Here is a 16205-nt window from a genome sequence, read left to right on the forward strand (position 1 = left end):
TCTTCTCCGTAGGAGGCAAAGTCATTATAAACCTAATTAAACTGAAATTCTACTGGAAAAATAGTTTGATTTTCAGCTCAGAACACCTCACAATTTTGGTTGTTTTCTCCGTTCAAGCAGGTGTCTGTTTGTGCTCCACCATCGTTTTTATCTGAACCATTCCCTGCATCAAGAAAATCCTCCCCAGAACCTCCGGAAAGCCCGTCGCTACCTGGTCCACCAAACAATTTATCGTTGCCACTGCTGCCATTTAGACTATCGGAGCCTTCGGCACCAAACAATTCATCCGCACCAGAGCCCGCTTGCAGCGAATCACTGTCCTGACCACCAAGGAGAATGTCCTGACCGGGCCCACCTTTCAACTTATCACCGCCGTCTCCACCAACAAGGCAATCGTTACCACCTTTACCCTCAATAAGATCTCCCCCACCAAAACCAAAAATCAAGTCGTTGCCGGCAGTTCCGATCAGCCTATCGGAGGCCTCAGTTCCCAAAATAGGCTCTCCGGAAAACTCAATATCACTACATTCTAAAGGAGCACTCGAAATTTCACCAGTTGAAAGTCGATTACTCTCTAAAATTACACTACTTTTGAAGAGACTAAAGGCAGGAACAGCAAAGAGCAAAAAAATAAGTACAAGAGCCGGCGCAGTTAAAACTCTGGTATTTAGTTTCTCCTTTTTCTTTTTTTTCATTCTCTTCATTTCCTCGGCAATAACCAAAAATTCATGGAGAATAACAAAACTAGCTGGAATGATTACAAGAATAAATAGCCCGGGGAAGCTGCCAAGAAAGGCAGCCAACACTCCCAAAAGGGGAGCTGAAAAAACGACTTTTCCAAAAATATTTCTGTCTCGGATCAGTGTCGAATCTGGGCCTTGATTAGCATCTCCCTTGGTTTGATAATAAGTGATTCCATCTTTCTCAACTATCTTGTTAATTCTGTGAGTAATTAAACTCTGCGTTCCTGCCGACTGAAAGCTGACGACTTCCCCTGTTTCATAGTTTTTGTTTTTATCACTGAAAATACTTTTTTCTGGAAAAACAACCAAAAGTGAATTTATCGGAAGGTTTGGACTCATACTTCCTGTTTTTACCACCAACAATCGAACCCAGTTTAAAGCAGAGAGGGTAAGTACCAGGGTGATGGTAAAAATAAAAACTATGAAAACTGAGTTAAAGGCTTTTACAATCATAAACTCTTTACCCGGCTGGTTCCGCAACCGCGGAACCAGCCTAAAATCTAGACATTAAGGTACGACTTGGGTTCCAGTAAAGACTACATCATACTGAATACTCTTGTTGGAGGCACTGTTTGTCGCTGAACCACTGAGGGTTTGTTTGATGTTGCATCCGACTTCTGCGTCAGGAGCAATAGTTACAATAGTTGTCCCAGGAAAAGGGGCGTCCAAAGTCCCACTCACTACCCCGCTACCACAATCTAGTGCAACTGTTACCAGACTTGGATCAAGGGCACCCGAGTCGATAGAGGTTGCGGCAGTGATATCAAGACTAATCGCACTGTCACTGTTGTTTTTCAGACAAAATGGTAATACCTCTTCCTGCCCAGGGGCCAAATCGTCTGAATCAATCCCCGGAGTTGAGCTTGCAAAACTACCACACGCTGAACCAGTCCATTCCGCTATTTGCAGATCGGCATCACCAGTACTTAAGGTGTTGTTGGATAGAGTCGCAGTGTCAGTAAAAACAGCTAAAGTGATTCCCACAACCGCAGCTAGGGTTGCGGCAATGGTGAGAAAACCAAAAGCTACTCTTTTGTTTATTGCCATTTATTTCTCACCTCCTCTCCCCTTCAACCAATTTCTTTTTGAAAATTGGCATAAAAAAACCAACTGTCCTGTTTCGGCTCGTTGGTTACTATTTTTTTGTAAGCAGATATTTTGGACAGTCATGGCAGCAAACTTTTGGCAGGATTTTTAATATAGGCCTCTCCTTGGCGGTCGGCTGTACAGTTTTTACTTAACGATCAGGAAATTTTGAATGCGAAGTGAGTATAAACTATCGCAAAGTGGAGGTGTCAACTAGGTCTATTTGTATCTTTTTGCTTGGATGAGTGCTGAGAGGATTTTGGTTTAAACTAGGTGCACGTCTTACCGTGGGCAGCTGTTACAAAACCTTGGTCAGTGGAGTTTATGTAGCCATCAAGGTTCAAGTCATATCTCTTTCTGTAATAATTCCCGGAGGAGCTTTTAGTTCCCTTGTAGTCTGCTCCAATGTATTTAGCCAAAAGTAACTGATCAGCAGAGGTTACTTTTTTGTCACTATTGAAGTCTATTGGCCAAGCGCTTGATCCACAGGCTGCTGTCGGACTGGTCCCCATATGTGACTCCGCCGCATCTCCAAAGCTATCTCCATCACTATCTTTTTTGAGAGTCCTGGCTTCTTTAGTTACTGATGTATTGTTATTACTTGTATCGTCCACACCTACTCTAATTTGATACTTCGAACTATCCCGTAAATTCGACCACGTTTGAGTTGTCTCTAATGAAAGGGGCGAACAGATCCCCGAACTTCCTCCTCCGGTTGGACCATTAGGAGGATTGTAGTCCTCATAATACTTTGGATCAACAAGGTCAGAAGAAGAGGTACAAACATAATAACCAGAAATCCCAACGTTATCTGTCGCCGACCATTTCCAAGTAATCGAGTTGGTAGTGATATTTGTGGCGTTTACCGTCAGAACAGGTGGGGTAGTATCCTTTGAAAGAACCGTAAAAGCCTGGGTTGAAGCTGTGGTACATCCCCCAGTTACACAAGAAACGGTCCAATAGTAGGTGGTGCCAACTGTCAATTGGCTTGGTGGGGTTCCGTAGCTTGCACTACTCCAACCACCAAAGTTTGTCGAGTTGACTCCGCTGCTACCATACACATCCTTGTACCAAGATCCTGAGTAAAAATTCCCATTATAGGCCCGGAGATAAACTCGATATTTTGTGGTGTAGCAGTAACAGTTCCAACTAAAGGTTGGCGTAGTACTGTAGGTACTGTAGGCTGGAGTTAAGCTTGAAGGTTTTCCAGTTGCGGCCTGAGGAGTAAGTGAGCGCACACCATAAACTGCAAAAACAGTAATCGGTATTGAAATGAGAATAATGAGAGAGGCAAGAATTCCTAGGTTTATGCTTTTGAGAGTAAATTTGTGATCTTCTTGTTCATCGTTCATTTTAAATTCACTGGCATCTCTGTCCTACATACTTCGCAAGAGCTTCCGAATCTTTCGAGTTCAAAACATTATCACCTGGGTAAAATTCATATCTTCTTATATTCGCTGGTGGGCTAGCTATTGCCTTGTATAACAAAAACTGGTCTGCTGAGGAAACAACTTTGTCCCCATTCAAGTCTGGTGGCCAAGCAGAAGCTCCACCACATTTTAAGTTAGGATTGGTACCCATCCAGATTTCAACCCCGTTTAACCACCCATCACCATCACTGTCTATATCATCTGTCCTAATACCTCCTGACCTGCCACCCACATTTCCTGCTGCATCATAAGCTCTGATATTGTAGTAATAAAGTGTATTCGGAGTAAGGTTGTTGTAGGTATATGACGTTATACCTGACCCCAAAGGAATAATCCCTGTGGAAGTCTCAGTAGTAACTCCTAAAGAGATGTCTTGGCGAACAACTCCAACATTATCATAAGTACTCCAGTAAAAAGTAAGTGAAGTTGGCTTGGTCAGGGTTGTACCCATAGAAACTTCAGGTGGCGAGGTGTCTTTCGTAAGGACGGTGAATGCCTGAGTTGCTGAAGTCTTACACCCACCAGTCACACAACTAACCGCCCAATAATAAGTTTTTCCAGCGGTGAGAGAAGCTGGGGCCGATTTGTAATTGTTGTTGATCCAGCCGCCAAAGATAGTAGAATTTTTTCCGCTCGTCCCAAAAACTTCTTTGTACCAAGACCCAGCATAGAAATTGCCATCTCCTTCACGAAGATAAACTCTATATTTGGTCGTGTAGCAGTAACAGTTCCAACTAAAGGTTGGCGTAGTACTGTAGGTACTGTAGGCTGGAGTTAAGCTTGAAGGTTTTCCAGTTGCGGCCTGAGGAGTAAGTGAGCGCACACCATAAACTGCAAAAACAGTAACGGGAATGGCGGCAAAGATAACCAAAACACCAACCAAAGCCAGCTTCGTTGATCGAGTCTGGTGCTCAAATCTTTCCAACAAACGGTTGATTGTTTTGGCAGGATTCATCTTTTTAATTATGGCTAACAGTTGTTCTGCTTGTCAAGTTTTCATTTATCTAGCTACCAAAACCAATAACTTCAATGATTTTGGGGTGCAGTTTTGGGCCCGCGGCGACAAACTCAGTTGAATCAATAGTCCAGATTTTCCCGGCCAGATCAGTAACGAGACCACCAGCCTCGATCACTGCCAGGGAAGTGGCGGCATAGTCCCATTTTGAGGCTCCAGTGGAAATAAAAGCTTCAGTCTCGCCAATGGCAACCAGAGCTCCTTGGACGACTTGACTGCCGAAAATTCGAGCGGTGCGGGTTTTGGTGATGAAACGCGAAAAAATTTCGGCTGTTTTTTTCCTGACTTCCTCGCCCGGACCATAGCCAAACGAGAGTAGACTGTACTCAAGTTCGTCTTTTTCCGACACATGTATTCTTTTTCCGTTCAAAAAAGTTCCTTTTCCTTTTTCGGCAGTAATCATTTTGTCCCAAGCTGGTAAATTTATAACCGCAAGCAGAGGCTCTTTGTTTTTGTAGAGAGCAATCGAGGTGGCAAACATTGGGATGTGTGAATGGTAGTTGGTCGTCCCGTCGATTGGGTCCACTATCCAAAGATATTCAGAATCTCCAACCCCAATCTGGCCTTCTTCTTCCCCGAGAATTTTGTGGTTCGGATAGTCGGCCAGAATAATCTCGCGAATCATCCCTTCGGCGTTTTTGTCCGCAACGGTCACGAGCGTGTGGTCGGCTTTTCTTTCTTCTTTGAGAACTTGGTCATAATAACCAAGAATGATTTTTTCTGCTTCTTTCGCTGCTTTAATGGCGGTTTGTAGCATGTAAAACCCTTTCTTGAAGATTCAGCATTTCTTCTTCTATCCTTTTTGCTAAAGAGTCGACTTGGTTTTTTGTTTGACTCAAATCTCCCGCCACTTTTTGTTGGTGCTGTATATAATATTTGATCTTTGGCTCAGTTCCGGAAGGCCTAGCAGTGACCTTTGTTTTTTCATCTTCAGAGAGAATAAAGGTAATTTGGTCTCCAGTAGCTCCACAAACATAGTTTTCCGCCCTTCTTTGTTCTGCGGGTAAACGGTCAATGGTTTTCAAAACCTTTAGTCCAGCGATCTCAAGTGGGGGTTTTGTTCGCAAGGAAAGCATAATTTTGGCTCTATTTTCAAAACCAACCCGACCCTGCATCTCAACCATATTTAGGATGTTTTTGTAGTAGCTGTATTTTTGATAAATTTCATCTAAGTAATTAACTAGAGTTTTTCCCTGATCTTTAAGAAAACTAGTAAGTTCAGCTAAAGTAAGAGCGGCAATTGCTGCATCTTTGTCGCGCACAAAACTAGAGCGCAGATAACCAAGGCTTTCTTCGGCGGCGAAAACAAAATCATTCTTATCTTCAAGTTTTCCAATCACTTCACCGATAAATTTGAAGCCAACGAGTAGATCATCAATGACTTTCACTCCGTAGCCTGCAGCGATATCGGAAATAAGGTTGGTGGTTTCGTAAGTTTCCACGACTAACGAGTCTCTCGAGAGTTTATTTTGCAGTTTTAGCTGTTCCAAAACAAAGGACGCCAGGACTACCCCTACTTGATCACCATTGAGAAATTGGACTTTGTTTGAGTCGTGGGTAACCTTTGAGGCCACCCCAATTCGATCGGCATCAGGGTCGGAATTAACAACGAGATCGGCAGCGATCTTCTCTCCCAGCGCTACCGCTAGACTCATCACTTGTGGGTATTCTGGGTCAACTAAACCGTTCGGAGCAGTTGGGAATTTTTCATCGGGGCTGGCTTGTTCAGGTACTACTACAACTTCGAAACCTTCTGCTTTCAAAACAGGTAAGACGTTATTTACGCCTGCTCCATGCATTGGGCTAAAAACGATTTTAGCACTACGAGTTTTGGTGAGTGAAAGTCCCCGAATCGCTGTCAAATACGGTTCGTCTACTTCATTTCCTACCATTTGGATCAGACCTTTTTCGAGCGCTGAAGAAAAATCTGTCGTTTTGATGCTATCGACTTTTTTGACCTGTTCCATAAATTTTAAATCTAACGGAGGGACTACCTGACCGCCATCACTCCAGTAGAATTTAAAGCCATTATCGGCTCTAGGGTTGTGGGAAGCAGTGATCTGAACTCCAGCGGCAGTTTTCAAAAAACGAACCGCAAAAGAAACCTCTGGGGTGGAGCGGAGAGAATTGAAAAGATAAGCTTTAATTCCGTTAGCTGCAAAAACACTACAACAAAGTTGGGCAAAAGGTAGCGACATTTTCCGGGCTTCATAACCAACTATAACTCCTTTTGCTTTTAGCTCCTCACCAAAATCTTTGATAAAGTTCGCCAATCCTTGGGCCGCTTCTCCAATAGTTTGAAGGTTAATTCGATTTGGTCCAGAACCCACTTTGCCCCGTATCCCGCCTGTACCAATTTGGATATGAGTGTAAAAGGCGTCTTCAAGTTCTTCAAAGTCTTTGTTGGAAATTAATTTGTTTATTTCCTCCCGAAAGTCCGAATACTGGGGTTCGTTTAACCATTTTTCTAGGTTGTTGAATGCCTCAGGAGAAAGTCTGTTTTTTAGTTCATCCATGGTTAAATTGAGTATATACCGCTAAAGCGTCATGTAATTGAAATTATAGCAGATCGTCTGTTCGAAAGAGGGGTTTATTCTTCGCGTTCAACCGAAATCGTGCATTCAGTCACCAAAGCCGCGAGTGCTCCCATCGCGGCGAGGGGGGCGGCAAGAACCGCACCAACTACCCCAACGGTAAGCGGAAATTCAGCGATAGTCTTGCCATTTTTATCTGTAATAGTGACCCGACGGACGTTACCCTCTTTGATCAGTTCTTTGACTTTGCGGACAACATCTTCACCTTTAACTCTAAACTCTTCTCGTCTCGCCGAAGTCTGGTCTTTTTTAGCCACTTTGATTTACCTCCTATTTAACTTTACTGAAACTAACCTTCTTGTCAACGACCAAGCTTTTTACTAGTTCAAAACCTCCGAAAAAAGCTCCAGTATAGAAAAGGTCTCCCAAAACAGTATTTCGGAAGAAAGGAATCCCCATCAGGTAGCTTTGGAACAAACCTTCCAAAGTTTTCGGATAAAGACTTTCAGTGTAGAGAACCCCAAAGTTGGTAATCAGAAAGAAAAGAACTGAGGAAAGCAAAGAAGCCCCCAAAACGTTGACCGCACTTTTGTGATTGCGTAGCCAAAAGCCAATAGCCCCAATCAGTAGAAAGCTCCCGTAAATAACCAGCCGAGAGTCAAAACCGTCAAAGCCAATGAAGATGTCCGAAACAATCATTGCCGAGAGCGGCAAAACCAAAGCTAAACGCCTATCTAGATAGACCCCGCCAAAAAGAGCCATCGCACCAATCGGAGCAAAGTTCGCTGGGTGAGGAAGTATCCGCAGGGAGGCAGCGAGCACGATAATTAGGACTGGTAGAATCAATGAGTTAATGTTTTTCATAAACTATGAAAACTACTTTAACTTATTTCTTTTTTTAAGTCTAGATCCAAATATCCCCGATTCTAAGTAGGAGCAACTCTCTGGAACAGGTGTTTCAGAGAGTTGACAGAAACGAAGGTTAATAGCCCAGCTCCCAGGTCACTCTGTCTTGAGACTGAAGTCTCATATTTGAGACCCCAACGCCGGCGGATCGCCCGTTTACAGAGTACTTCAACCAAGGACCAGAGTTTGAGTCTCCACCTACACTGCTGATCCCTCCAATGAATTGACCCAACGGTTCTGGGAAATTAATCGCTTGCAGTGCAACAGCATTCTTCTGACCAACAAATACCAGAAAATCCCAAACTGTTGAGCCTTCTGGAATCCGCTCGGAAACAACCATACCGGCCGCAGGAACTTCCAAGGTGACTACCATCCCAGCCTCCACAGTCGCTGTCGGTTGCTCTGACGTTGAGGTTGGAGCAACTTCAGACGGTGTTGGTGACGGATCTGGGTTCACCACCTCAGTCGGAGGCGGTATCGCTGTTGCTGGCTCAGTCGTTGGAGCACCAATCTCTTCCATAGCCGGTGAGGCTGCTGGTTGCGTCGACACAGGAGTTTCCACAGCTGGATCTGTCTGAACTATAGACGACCGTTCAGAGCTTCCAACTACCTCAACTTCAGAGTTTGGTCTTTGACTGCCTGCTACAACAGTCTCTCCTGAGGAGACAGGTGTAGTCTGAGGCGCGGTTGTAGGTCGAGCAGTGGAAGTTGGACTCGAACTTACCCTCGTCTTACCAGGTGTCCGAGCTGTACTTTCTGGAGTCTGTCCAACTTGATCTCGATTACCCATCCCACAAGCTTCAAGAACAATTGCCGCTAATGCAGCTGAAACCAAGCCAAGCATTCGCCTCCGGCTTATAGGTCTTTGCATCACTCTCTCCTCTCTGTTGATTCCCTCTTACTTCCTGAACATCTTCTCTGAAAGAAGCGAAAACACTGCACCAAAACTAACCCCTACGAACCCAAAGATAAACCAGACTGAAGTATCAAAACCAGTGTTTGGCAAAGTATCGGCAGCCAAAACTTCACCATCCTTATCGCTACCAGTTACCTTTGGGTCCTCATTATTGTCACTTCCTGGATCGTTATTCTCATTTCCAGGCTCGTTTTCATCTGGTTGGGTTGGTTGGTTTGGCTCTTCTTGATTCGGCTCTTCGAAAGTGCCTTCGAAAACCATGACTGGAAAACTTTTCTGAGCCAAGGCAGTTAGAGAGTTGGAGGAGGTAAAAGTATCAATTCCAAAACCACCATCGATGCCTCCATTTTGCCCTTGTTTGGAAACAAGAAAGTTAAGACCATTGCTAACCACTATATCATCACCAAGCACAGCTTGGATCACCCAGGCAGTTGAAGCAGCATCAGTACCAAAACCGGTTTGGTACTCCCAACCACCATCAGCTTGTTGCAGACTAGTTAAATAGTTAACGGCATTTGTAATTGCACTGTCCAAGCCAGAATTTGTAAAACCTGCATCTTGAGCTGCTTTTAAAGCCAAAACAGCCGCTGCAGTATCATTTGAATCAGAGCTTCCTGAAGTCGAATAGCTCCAACCAAAATCTGAATTTTGATGGGCAAGGATAAAATTAACACTGTCAGAAATGATCTGTTGATTGGCACTTAGTCCGGCAGAAATCAAAGCCAAAACTCCGAAAATATCATCGTTTACCCCTGCGATTGAACCAATTTGGTTTGCACTGGCAAAACTCTGAACTTTGGCAACATAGTTGACACCACCAAAGGTAAAGGGGTTCTGCCCGGCCGCAGTTACGGCAAGTAAGTCTCTCTCCCAAGCAGTAGTGGCGGCAGCGTCTGGCTGATTATTTTTCAGGAAATCGACAACCGAGTTTCCTGAATTTTCAATAGTATTGGGATCAATTCCGGCCGCTTCTAGTCCCATGATCGTCCAGGAAGTCTCTCCCCCAAAGCCGGTAATCTGTCCGGAGCTGTCTTGTTGCGATTGTAAATAACTTACCAACGAAGTGATGTTGCCGCTAACATCGGGTGTTGCAGCCAAAGCAACGCTTGGCAGTAAACTGAGGGCAGCTAGGCAACTAACAAGGGCAGTCGAAAGTTTGGTTTTGGTCATTCTAGCCTCCTAAACTTTTTTCCAAGTAATAATATCGTTCTCATTCACAGTAACAACTGAAGCACCTTTGCTTGGCGCTTCACCGTTTACTTTGTAGGTCCAATCGCCCTCAACCCCATGCAGCTGCGTGATAAAGGCTCCCCAACTACCGTAGTTTGTGTATTTCAAAGAAAAGTTAAATTTTGTATGAGCTTCGTCCAAAACTTCAAAAACCGTCATCCCCTCGATCCAGTCAACTTGGTAGTCATAAGAATCTTCTCCAGTGTCTATTTTTAAAGAAACTGTTTTTACTTCGGGAATTTGGCTTTTGGTTGGGTTTGAAGATTTTTTGTCGGCTACCACCGCTGGTGCAGTCTTTTGGATAGTTGCTGCTTTAGTCTGACCTGAAGCTTTCTCCAGACCGTCATCTGGTTGAGTTGTATTTTCTTGGCTGCTTTTTTTATTGCTCTCTTCAACTACAGTTTTGTTTGATTCTAGATTCGAAGTTGATTTGGTACTCTGGATTTCGCCGAGGACAATAGTCGAACCAACCAAAATTATTAAAGCTGTTGTGATAAATAAAGAAACTTTGTTTTTCATCAAAAAACCTCCTTCGAGAAAGGAGGTCCTAAAAAACAAAAAACTTCTCGAGCTGAGAAGTTTGTTCTTGTCCTTTGCTCGAAGTAATTCAAAGGCTGGGTTCTGGGTCTACAGTAGCGGCACTCCCCCGGAATTACACCGGGCTTCACCAATTCCTGCTTCGCTGAAAAACTTCAGCGAGGCGAGGGTCCTTTGAGTTTTTAATTGTTAAGTGTTTATTACTTTAAAACGTGGCAATTTTTCTGTCAAGACTGCAACTTTTTCTACTTACTGCTTACCTGTGAATTTCTTGAGGAGAAAAAAGGCAACTGCGAAAAAAGAGATAATTGCTGCGCCAATACCTACAAAAATCATGACATCATTTTCCTTTTTAGATACTCTGAAAAGTAATTCTTATATCTTTCTCGGATTTCTTCTTTGTACCAATCATCGCCAGTGATCACCCGTCGACAGTTCAAACTACCACAGTCACAGTACATCTCAAAGTGCGAAGATTCGCTCATTGCATAGTCAAAAGTGATTTCTTCTCCAGGATAAATACTTCTCATCGCTACAAGTCTCAGCTTTCCAGAAAAACCTGAATTGGGGTCACAAGAATGATTGATAAAGTCGACATCTTCTAGTTCGTTTTTGTTGGTAGCCACAAAAAATTGGTCTTCCCCGGTTTGCAGCATGTAATCATAGCCCAAATCAAAAAATTTATTGGCCTCTTTGGTGGGGAGGAACTTGCCTGGTCCTTGGCGGTAGTCAACGAGCAGCTCGCCTTTTTTGATAAATTCCGAAGCAAAAAGCCCTTGTCCGATTTTACTTTGTGCCAGAACAATCTTTGGGGAAAGGAATGACTTTTTCATTTGGGCAGCTACAAAAATTATCCTGCTTTGCTTTCTGAAAGTCAAACTTAGTAATAAATTGTTTGGGTGAGATGGTAGGGCTTATCCAGTTTGGTTTTGTCTTGGGAAGCAATCCAGAGGACATTTTGCAAGTCAAGTTGGTTGAGTTTAATTCCTCTCTTTTCTAACCTCTCGGCAAGAAGTTGGCAAGCCCAAAGCATACTGGCCCGAATTTCAATTTCTTCTTCACTTCCCTGGTCTAGCTCAACTCGGTTGTCCACTTTTTCAGCCAAATCACGCCTGTATTTGAGCAAACCCAAAGTGCGCAAAATCGCTGGAACTTTGTAGTCAGCAAAGCCGTGCATCTCTTCAATCCCGACAATCGGCTCAACTAGGTGGTGCAAGTCAGCCAAAACTACTTGCGTTTTTTTGTAAAAGTAAACTTCTTTGCCTTTATACGTTGGGACATCATCAAAACCCTGAAGCTCGCTTGCTAGCCCTGCAACAAGAGTTAGGGCGTCCTTTTTGTGCTCCTCAAAGAAATTGCCAAACTTGCCCTGATACTTTTCAACCAACCTCTCCCCAAGCGCTTTCATGAGATCGTAGCGCTGTCTCAAAAGTGGAGTTTCCGGTTCCCCTCGATAGATTTCCTGGGTTTTTTCGAGACTAAGATCAGCAAGAAAATTTCCGTCACTAATGTCGTTGCCTTCTTCGAGCGCTCTCTCAAAAGCAGCAATATTGCCCCACCAACCGTCAAGCTTTTGTCCCTTGTACTCAAGCGTCCATTTACTCGGGTGACCCCAATAGCAAAAAGCTTGGTTGCCCAGAACAATCAAAAAACCAATTTCTTTTTCTTTGGGTCGGTCGGATTTGTAGCCTAGTGGATAAGCGCGGCTCCAATGAACAGTTTTTGTGGGAACAAAGTTTTTGGCATAGGAATCAATAGCTTCTTCGTCAATGGTAACTAATTGAGCCTGATCAACTACATTTTTAACCGAGTCGAGGATTTTTTCTTTGGTTAACATGTGCAAAAGATACTAGCATATTTTTGTAATAAGAAAAAAGTTGCATTAATTCCGTCTTCGCTTTCATCTGATCAACTATCGACTTAAATTTTTTCTCATTCAACTTTCCTGACTCTAAAATTTCCAAAATATCTTTCTCATCCTTTTTTCCCATTCGCTGACCGCGCCGGTGTATCAAGTAGTAAAGAAAAATATTTTCTAAAGAGGTCACTGGTAAACTAATACCTAAGTAACGTTCGTAAGTGATATTAGAGAAAAATTCTTCTGAGAACGGGACCTCAAATCTGACTCCTTCACGTACCGTAACCAACTCGGTAGTAATATCAAATTCTCCGTCCTCGATTTCAATACAGTGATTATCGTAGCGGCCGTGATAAATGTTTTTCGGTCGTCTCAGGCTGACTTTTGTTTTTAGTTGTTTTTCTAGAAAAAGATAGAGCTCTTTGATGTTGGGGTGGAAAACTCTAAAGTCGATATCTTGATGGTTACCTTGAAAGCCTAGTAGGTAAAGTCCAATTCCCGCATGTATGTAGTATTTATATTTTTCAGTTTCTAAAACATTTTTTATTTCTCTCAAGGTTCCTAAATTTATCAACTTTGGAAAGAGCTAATAATCTAAATTTAAGTTTTGAGAAAAATATTGTCAATTCTAGGAAATAGCGTTAGAATAATATAGTATCTAATCCTACGCGGTCTTCCAACTCACTCCTTACACCGTCTGATTAACCAACTAGCACTCGCTATGTCCACAATTTAAGCACTTTGCGCAGCCTTCTTCGTGGACGAAGCTGGCGACACCACATTTCGGACAGAGATCCATTCTTCGGACATTTTTCATTGAGACCGCCTGTGCACTTGTTGCCGTAAAGGCAGCCGGAGCCTCGACTTTTTCAACCGAAGCATCAGGTGTAACATGACCATTGCCGTTACCGTTGGTAACTCCACTGCTACTGTGCCCGTTTCCGTTTGTCACCCCATTGCCGTTGTGGCCGTTGCTCGCTACCACTGCGTGACCGTTGCCGTTGGTAGCACCATTGGCAGTCACTGCTCCATTGGTAGTACTAGCAATTTCATCAGTGATTTGTGGATATGTACTCTCTTTGCCGAGGTATTCCGAAACAACTTTTGAAACCGCGTCCGCTAGAGAAAAGACTCGTCCTGAGCCAAAACCGCGCTGGGAAGAACCTCCAATACCGGCAAGTTGGTTGACGACCTGCTGAGCGACTTCTTTGGGTGAGTAACCAGTTGGAATGCGTAGGGCGAGAGAAATCAGCCGACCAATGGCTTCGGCATCCGCGGTGATGTCGCTGCCAGCCTTGCCGACATTGACAAAAACTTCGAAAGGGTTACCCTCGGGATCAAGGTTGATGGTGACAAAGGCATGTCCTACCGGAGTAGCAATACGGCGGGTTACTCCGGTTAGATAATCTGGGCGTTTGCGCAGGTGAACCGGAACTTGAGCACTCGGGGTTTCCTCTTTTTCTTTCTTTTCACTGTCCATGTGGGAAAGGACTCCTTCGCGAGAGCCATCGCGCATGTAGGTCACACCTTTACAGCCGGCATCGTAAGCTTGCATGTAAAGTCTTTTGACTTCTTCGACGCTGTGTTCGTTTGGTGCATTGACGGTTTTTGAAATTGAGCTGTCAGTGTAGTCTTGGACTAGAGCTTGGACGGTCACGTGTTCTTCCGGAGTCAGGTCATTAGCGCTGACAAACCATTCGGGTGCTTTTTCCGCTTCAGGATTGGCATTTTTCCACTCCTCGTAGAGAGGGTGGTAAATGGTATGCTCACCAGTACGGTCACGACGCACCATGGCGAAATCGTAAACCGGCTCAATCCCTGAGGAAACTCCACTAACTAGAGAGGTCGTTCCGGTTGGAGCTTGAGTGAGAAGGACAGCATTGCGAATACCGTTCTTCGCAATGAGATCGCGCACTCGGCTCGGAAGTTTTTTGATGAACCAACCCTGCAAGTATTTTTCGCGCTCAAAGTTCGAAAAGACTCCTTTTTCTTTAGCTAGCAAGGCACTTTCCTCATAAGCTGTATCCCGAATCGTTTTGTAGATTTTTTCGATCACTGGTTGGGCTTCGGTAGAGCCATAGCGAAGTTTCATTTTTATCAAGGCATCTCCCAAACCCATGGTTCCGAGCCCAGTGCGACGAATCCCCATCTGCTGCTCTCGATTTTCCGGAAAATAGTAGCCGGTGACATCAACGACGTTGTCCATCATCCGAATGGCGATGTGAACTTTTTCTTCCAAATCTTCGAAATCGAATTCGCTGTTTTCTTTGACAAAGGCAGAGAGGTTCATCGCACCCAGATTGCAGACTGCCCAGGCTCCCAACGGCTGCTCACCGCAAGGGTTGGTGGCGATCAGTTTTTCGAAGTACCAAGTGTTGCTTCTTTTGTTCGATCTTTCAATGAAATGTAACCCTGGCTCAGCAGAGGCCCAGGCAGCTTCACAGATTTTGTTCCAAACCTCAGAGGCTTTGACAGTTTTGTAGACAACAACTTTTTTGCCCTCCGCCTTCCATTTGCTGATGTCCCCATCCCAGAGCTTGTCGTAGTCTGGATCAGTAATATCTGGGAAGTAGAGATCCCAGTCTTTGTCATTTTTTACAGCTTCCATGAAAGCATCGGAAACACAAACTGAGAGGTTAGCACCGTTAATTCTGGTTAAATCTTTTTTGACGGTGATGAACTCTTCAACATCCGGGTGCCAATCATCGATCATCAGCATCAAAGCGCCTCTTCGAGACCCACCTTGCTGGATGACATCATGAGTCGCCGTCGAGTAAAGCTCAGCCCAATTCACCGGTCCGGAGCTAGTGCCATTCACTTTTTTGACACGCGCCCCACGAGGCCGAAGCGAGGACAAGTTGATGCCTACACCTCCGCTGCGGGACATGATGTCGACCATAAGTTTGAGATTGTCGATGATACCATTGCGGGAATCGTGCGGTGAGGGAATGACGAAACAGTTGTAGAAAGTCACTTCGTAGGGAGTCCCAGCTCCAGAAAGAACCCGACCGCCGGGAACGTATTTAAAACCTTTGAGGGCGGAATAAAATTTCTTGGTCCATTCTTTTTGTTGTTCGGCGGTCTTTTCAACTTGGGCTAGCCCGGCAGCCACTCTCTTCCACATCTCCTCTGGATGTTTTTCGACAGAGTTGCCGGCAGCATCTTTCAAAGAGTAGCGATCGGTGAAAACTTTGGCTCTAACTCCGGCGAGCTGGGTTTGCTCGCTATCCTCGATCAAAGATTCTAGTTTCTTTTGTAGTTTCTCTGAGAAGACAAATCCCTGCTGTCTGGATTTAGATTTAGCTTTCACAGCCATTTGGCAGTACCTCCTTGATTAATTAACGTGACTAATTTTAGTCTTGTCTTTTAATGTCGTCTTCTGGGGGCGAAAACCCTCAGATTCACTCTTGCTTGCGGGTTTCCCGCTTCGCAACAAATTGCGAACTTCTTTTTCAAAAGCCTCAAGATCTCCAAAAGAGCGGTAAACACTAGCAAAACGGATGTAGGCGACTTTATCCAAAACTTTGAGTTTGTTCATGACGATCTCACCGATTTCTACTGAAGGAATCTCGATTGAATCTTTACTTCTTAGTTCTGACTCAATTTCCGAAACGACTTTTTCGATCCGATCCATCCCAATCGGTCGCTTCTCCGTGGCTTTGAGAAAACCATTAACCAGTTTCTTGCGGTCAAACTGCTCGCGTCTTCCATCTTTTTTGATGACAATCAAGTTCACCATTTCAATCCGCTCGTAAGTGGTAAAACGTTTACCACACTTGAGACACTCACGGCGACGGCGGATTGATTCGAGATCTTCTGTCTCGCGGCTATCGAGAACAGAAGTGTCAAAAAATGAACAATATGGACATTTCATAGTTTTCAAAAACTACAGCATGCTTTGGCGTGCTATAAGTTTAATTTTACAGAACGCAAAGCGATCTATAAAGACT

General features: G+C 44.2%; 15 protein-coding genes, 1 pseudogene and 1 riboswitch. All 16 genes and pseudogenes read right to left on the reverse strand.

The window, feature by feature from the left end; all coding sequences use genetic code 11:
- Positions 1-77: 77 nt before the first annotated feature.
- Positions 78-1196: a signal peptidase I gene (locus tag Q8P13_04480; GenBank protein ID MDP2671682.1), complete on the reverse strand. Its 1119-nt coding sequence runs from the start codon at positions 1194-1196 to the stop codon at positions 78-80.
- A gap of 54 nt (positions 1197-1250) precedes the next feature.
- Complete coding sequence (locus tag Q8P13_04485) at positions 1251-1790, reverse strand: hypothetical protein (protein MDP2671683.1); 540 nt, start codon at positions 1788-1790, stop codon at positions 1251-1253.
- 308 nt (positions 1791-2098) lie between these two features.
- A complete protein-coding gene (locus Q8P13_04490) occupies positions 2099-3181 on the reverse strand; it encodes a dockerin type I repeat-containing protein (protein ID MDP2671684.1) in 1083 nt (360 codons plus the stop codon).
- A gap of 7 nt (positions 3182-3188) precedes the next feature.
- Positions 3189-4214: a hypothetical protein gene (locus tag Q8P13_04495; protein MDP2671685.1), complete on the reverse strand. Its 1026-nt coding sequence runs from the start codon at positions 4212-4214 to the stop codon at positions 3189-3191.
- A 49-nt stretch (positions 4215-4263) separates the two neighbouring features.
- Positions 4264-5031 carry an inositol monophosphatase family protein gene (locus Q8P13_04500; GenBank protein MDP2671686.1) on the reverse strand — a complete coding sequence of 256 codons (768 nt, stop codon included), beginning with the start codon at positions 5029-5031 and terminating at the stop codon, positions 4264-4266.
- Positions 5012-6790, reverse strand: a complete 1779-nt coding sequence (locus tag Q8P13_04505) for a phospho-sugar mutase (GenBank protein MDP2671687.1) — start codon at positions 6788-6790, stop codon at positions 5012-5014. The genes Q8P13_04500 and Q8P13_04505 overlap by 20 nt, the downstream gene beginning before the upstream one ends.
- A 74-nt stretch (positions 6791-6864) precedes the next feature.
- Complete coding sequence (locus tag Q8P13_04510; GenBank protein MDP2671688.1) at positions 6865-7125, reverse strand: DUF4342 domain-containing protein; 261 nt, start codon at positions 7123-7125, stop codon at positions 6865-6867.
- Between the two features lie 13 nt (positions 7126-7138).
- Entirely contained in the window at positions 7139-7672 is a 534-nt protein-coding gene (locus Q8P13_04515; GenBank protein MDP2671689.1) for a hypothetical protein, read from the reverse strand.
- A gap of 118 nt (positions 7673-7790) precedes the next feature.
- Complete coding sequence (locus Q8P13_04520; GenBank protein ID MDP2671690.1) at positions 7791-8585, reverse strand: DUF4430 domain-containing protein; 795 nt, start codon at positions 8583-8585, stop codon at positions 7791-7793.
- 27 nt (positions 8586-8612) lie between these two features.
- Positions 8613-9800 carry a terpene cyclase/mutase family protein gene (locus Q8P13_04525; protein ID MDP2671691.1) on the reverse strand — a complete coding sequence of 396 codons (1188 nt, stop codon included), beginning with the start codon at positions 9798-9800 and terminating at the stop codon, positions 8613-8615.
- 9 nt (positions 9801-9809) lie between these two features.
- Complete coding sequence (locus Q8P13_04530; protein MDP2671692.1) at positions 9810-10379, reverse strand: DUF4430 domain-containing protein; 570 nt, start codon at positions 10377-10379, stop codon at positions 9810-9812.
- Between the two features lie 37 nt (positions 10380-10416).
- Positions 10417-10546, reverse strand: a riboswitch (adenosylcobalamin-variant (AdoCbl-variant) riboswitch).
- A gap of 183 nt (positions 10547-10729) precedes the next feature.
- Positions 10730-11230: an SET domain-containing protein gene (locus Q8P13_04535; GenBank protein ID MDP2671693.1), complete on the reverse strand. Its 501-nt coding sequence runs from the start codon at positions 11228-11230 to the stop codon at positions 10730-10732.
- 47 nt (positions 11231-11277) lie between these two features.
- Positions 11278-12234 carry a queuosine salvage family protein gene (locus Q8P13_04540; GenBank protein MDP2671694.1) on the reverse strand — a complete coding sequence of 319 codons (957 nt, stop codon included), beginning with the start codon at positions 12232-12234 and terminating at the stop codon, positions 11278-11280.
- The gene (locus Q8P13_04545; GenBank protein MDP2671695.1) at positions 12200-12811 is read right to left on the reverse strand and encodes a hypothetical protein; all 612 of its coding nucleotides are present in this window, start codon (positions 12809-12811) and stop codon (positions 12200-12202) included. The genes Q8P13_04540 and Q8P13_04545 overlap by 35 nt, the downstream gene beginning before the upstream one ends.
- 153 nt (positions 12812-12964) lie before the next feature.
- Positions 12965-15571, reverse strand: a complete 2607-nt coding sequence (locus tag Q8P13_04550) for an adenosylcobalamin-dependent ribonucleoside-diphosphate reductase (protein MDP2671696.1) — start codon at positions 15569-15571, stop codon at positions 12965-12967.
- 111 nt (positions 15572-15682) lie between these two features.
- Positions 15683-16129 (reverse strand): annotated as a pseudogene (gene nrdR / locus Q8P13_04555) (transcriptional regulator NrdR).
- Positions 16130-16205: the final 76 nt, after the last annotated feature.

This window comes from bacterium (assembly GCA_030704665.1).
Taxonomy (GTDB): Bacteria; Patescibacteriota; Microgenomatia; order Woykebacterales; family RBG-16-39-9b; genus JAUYID01.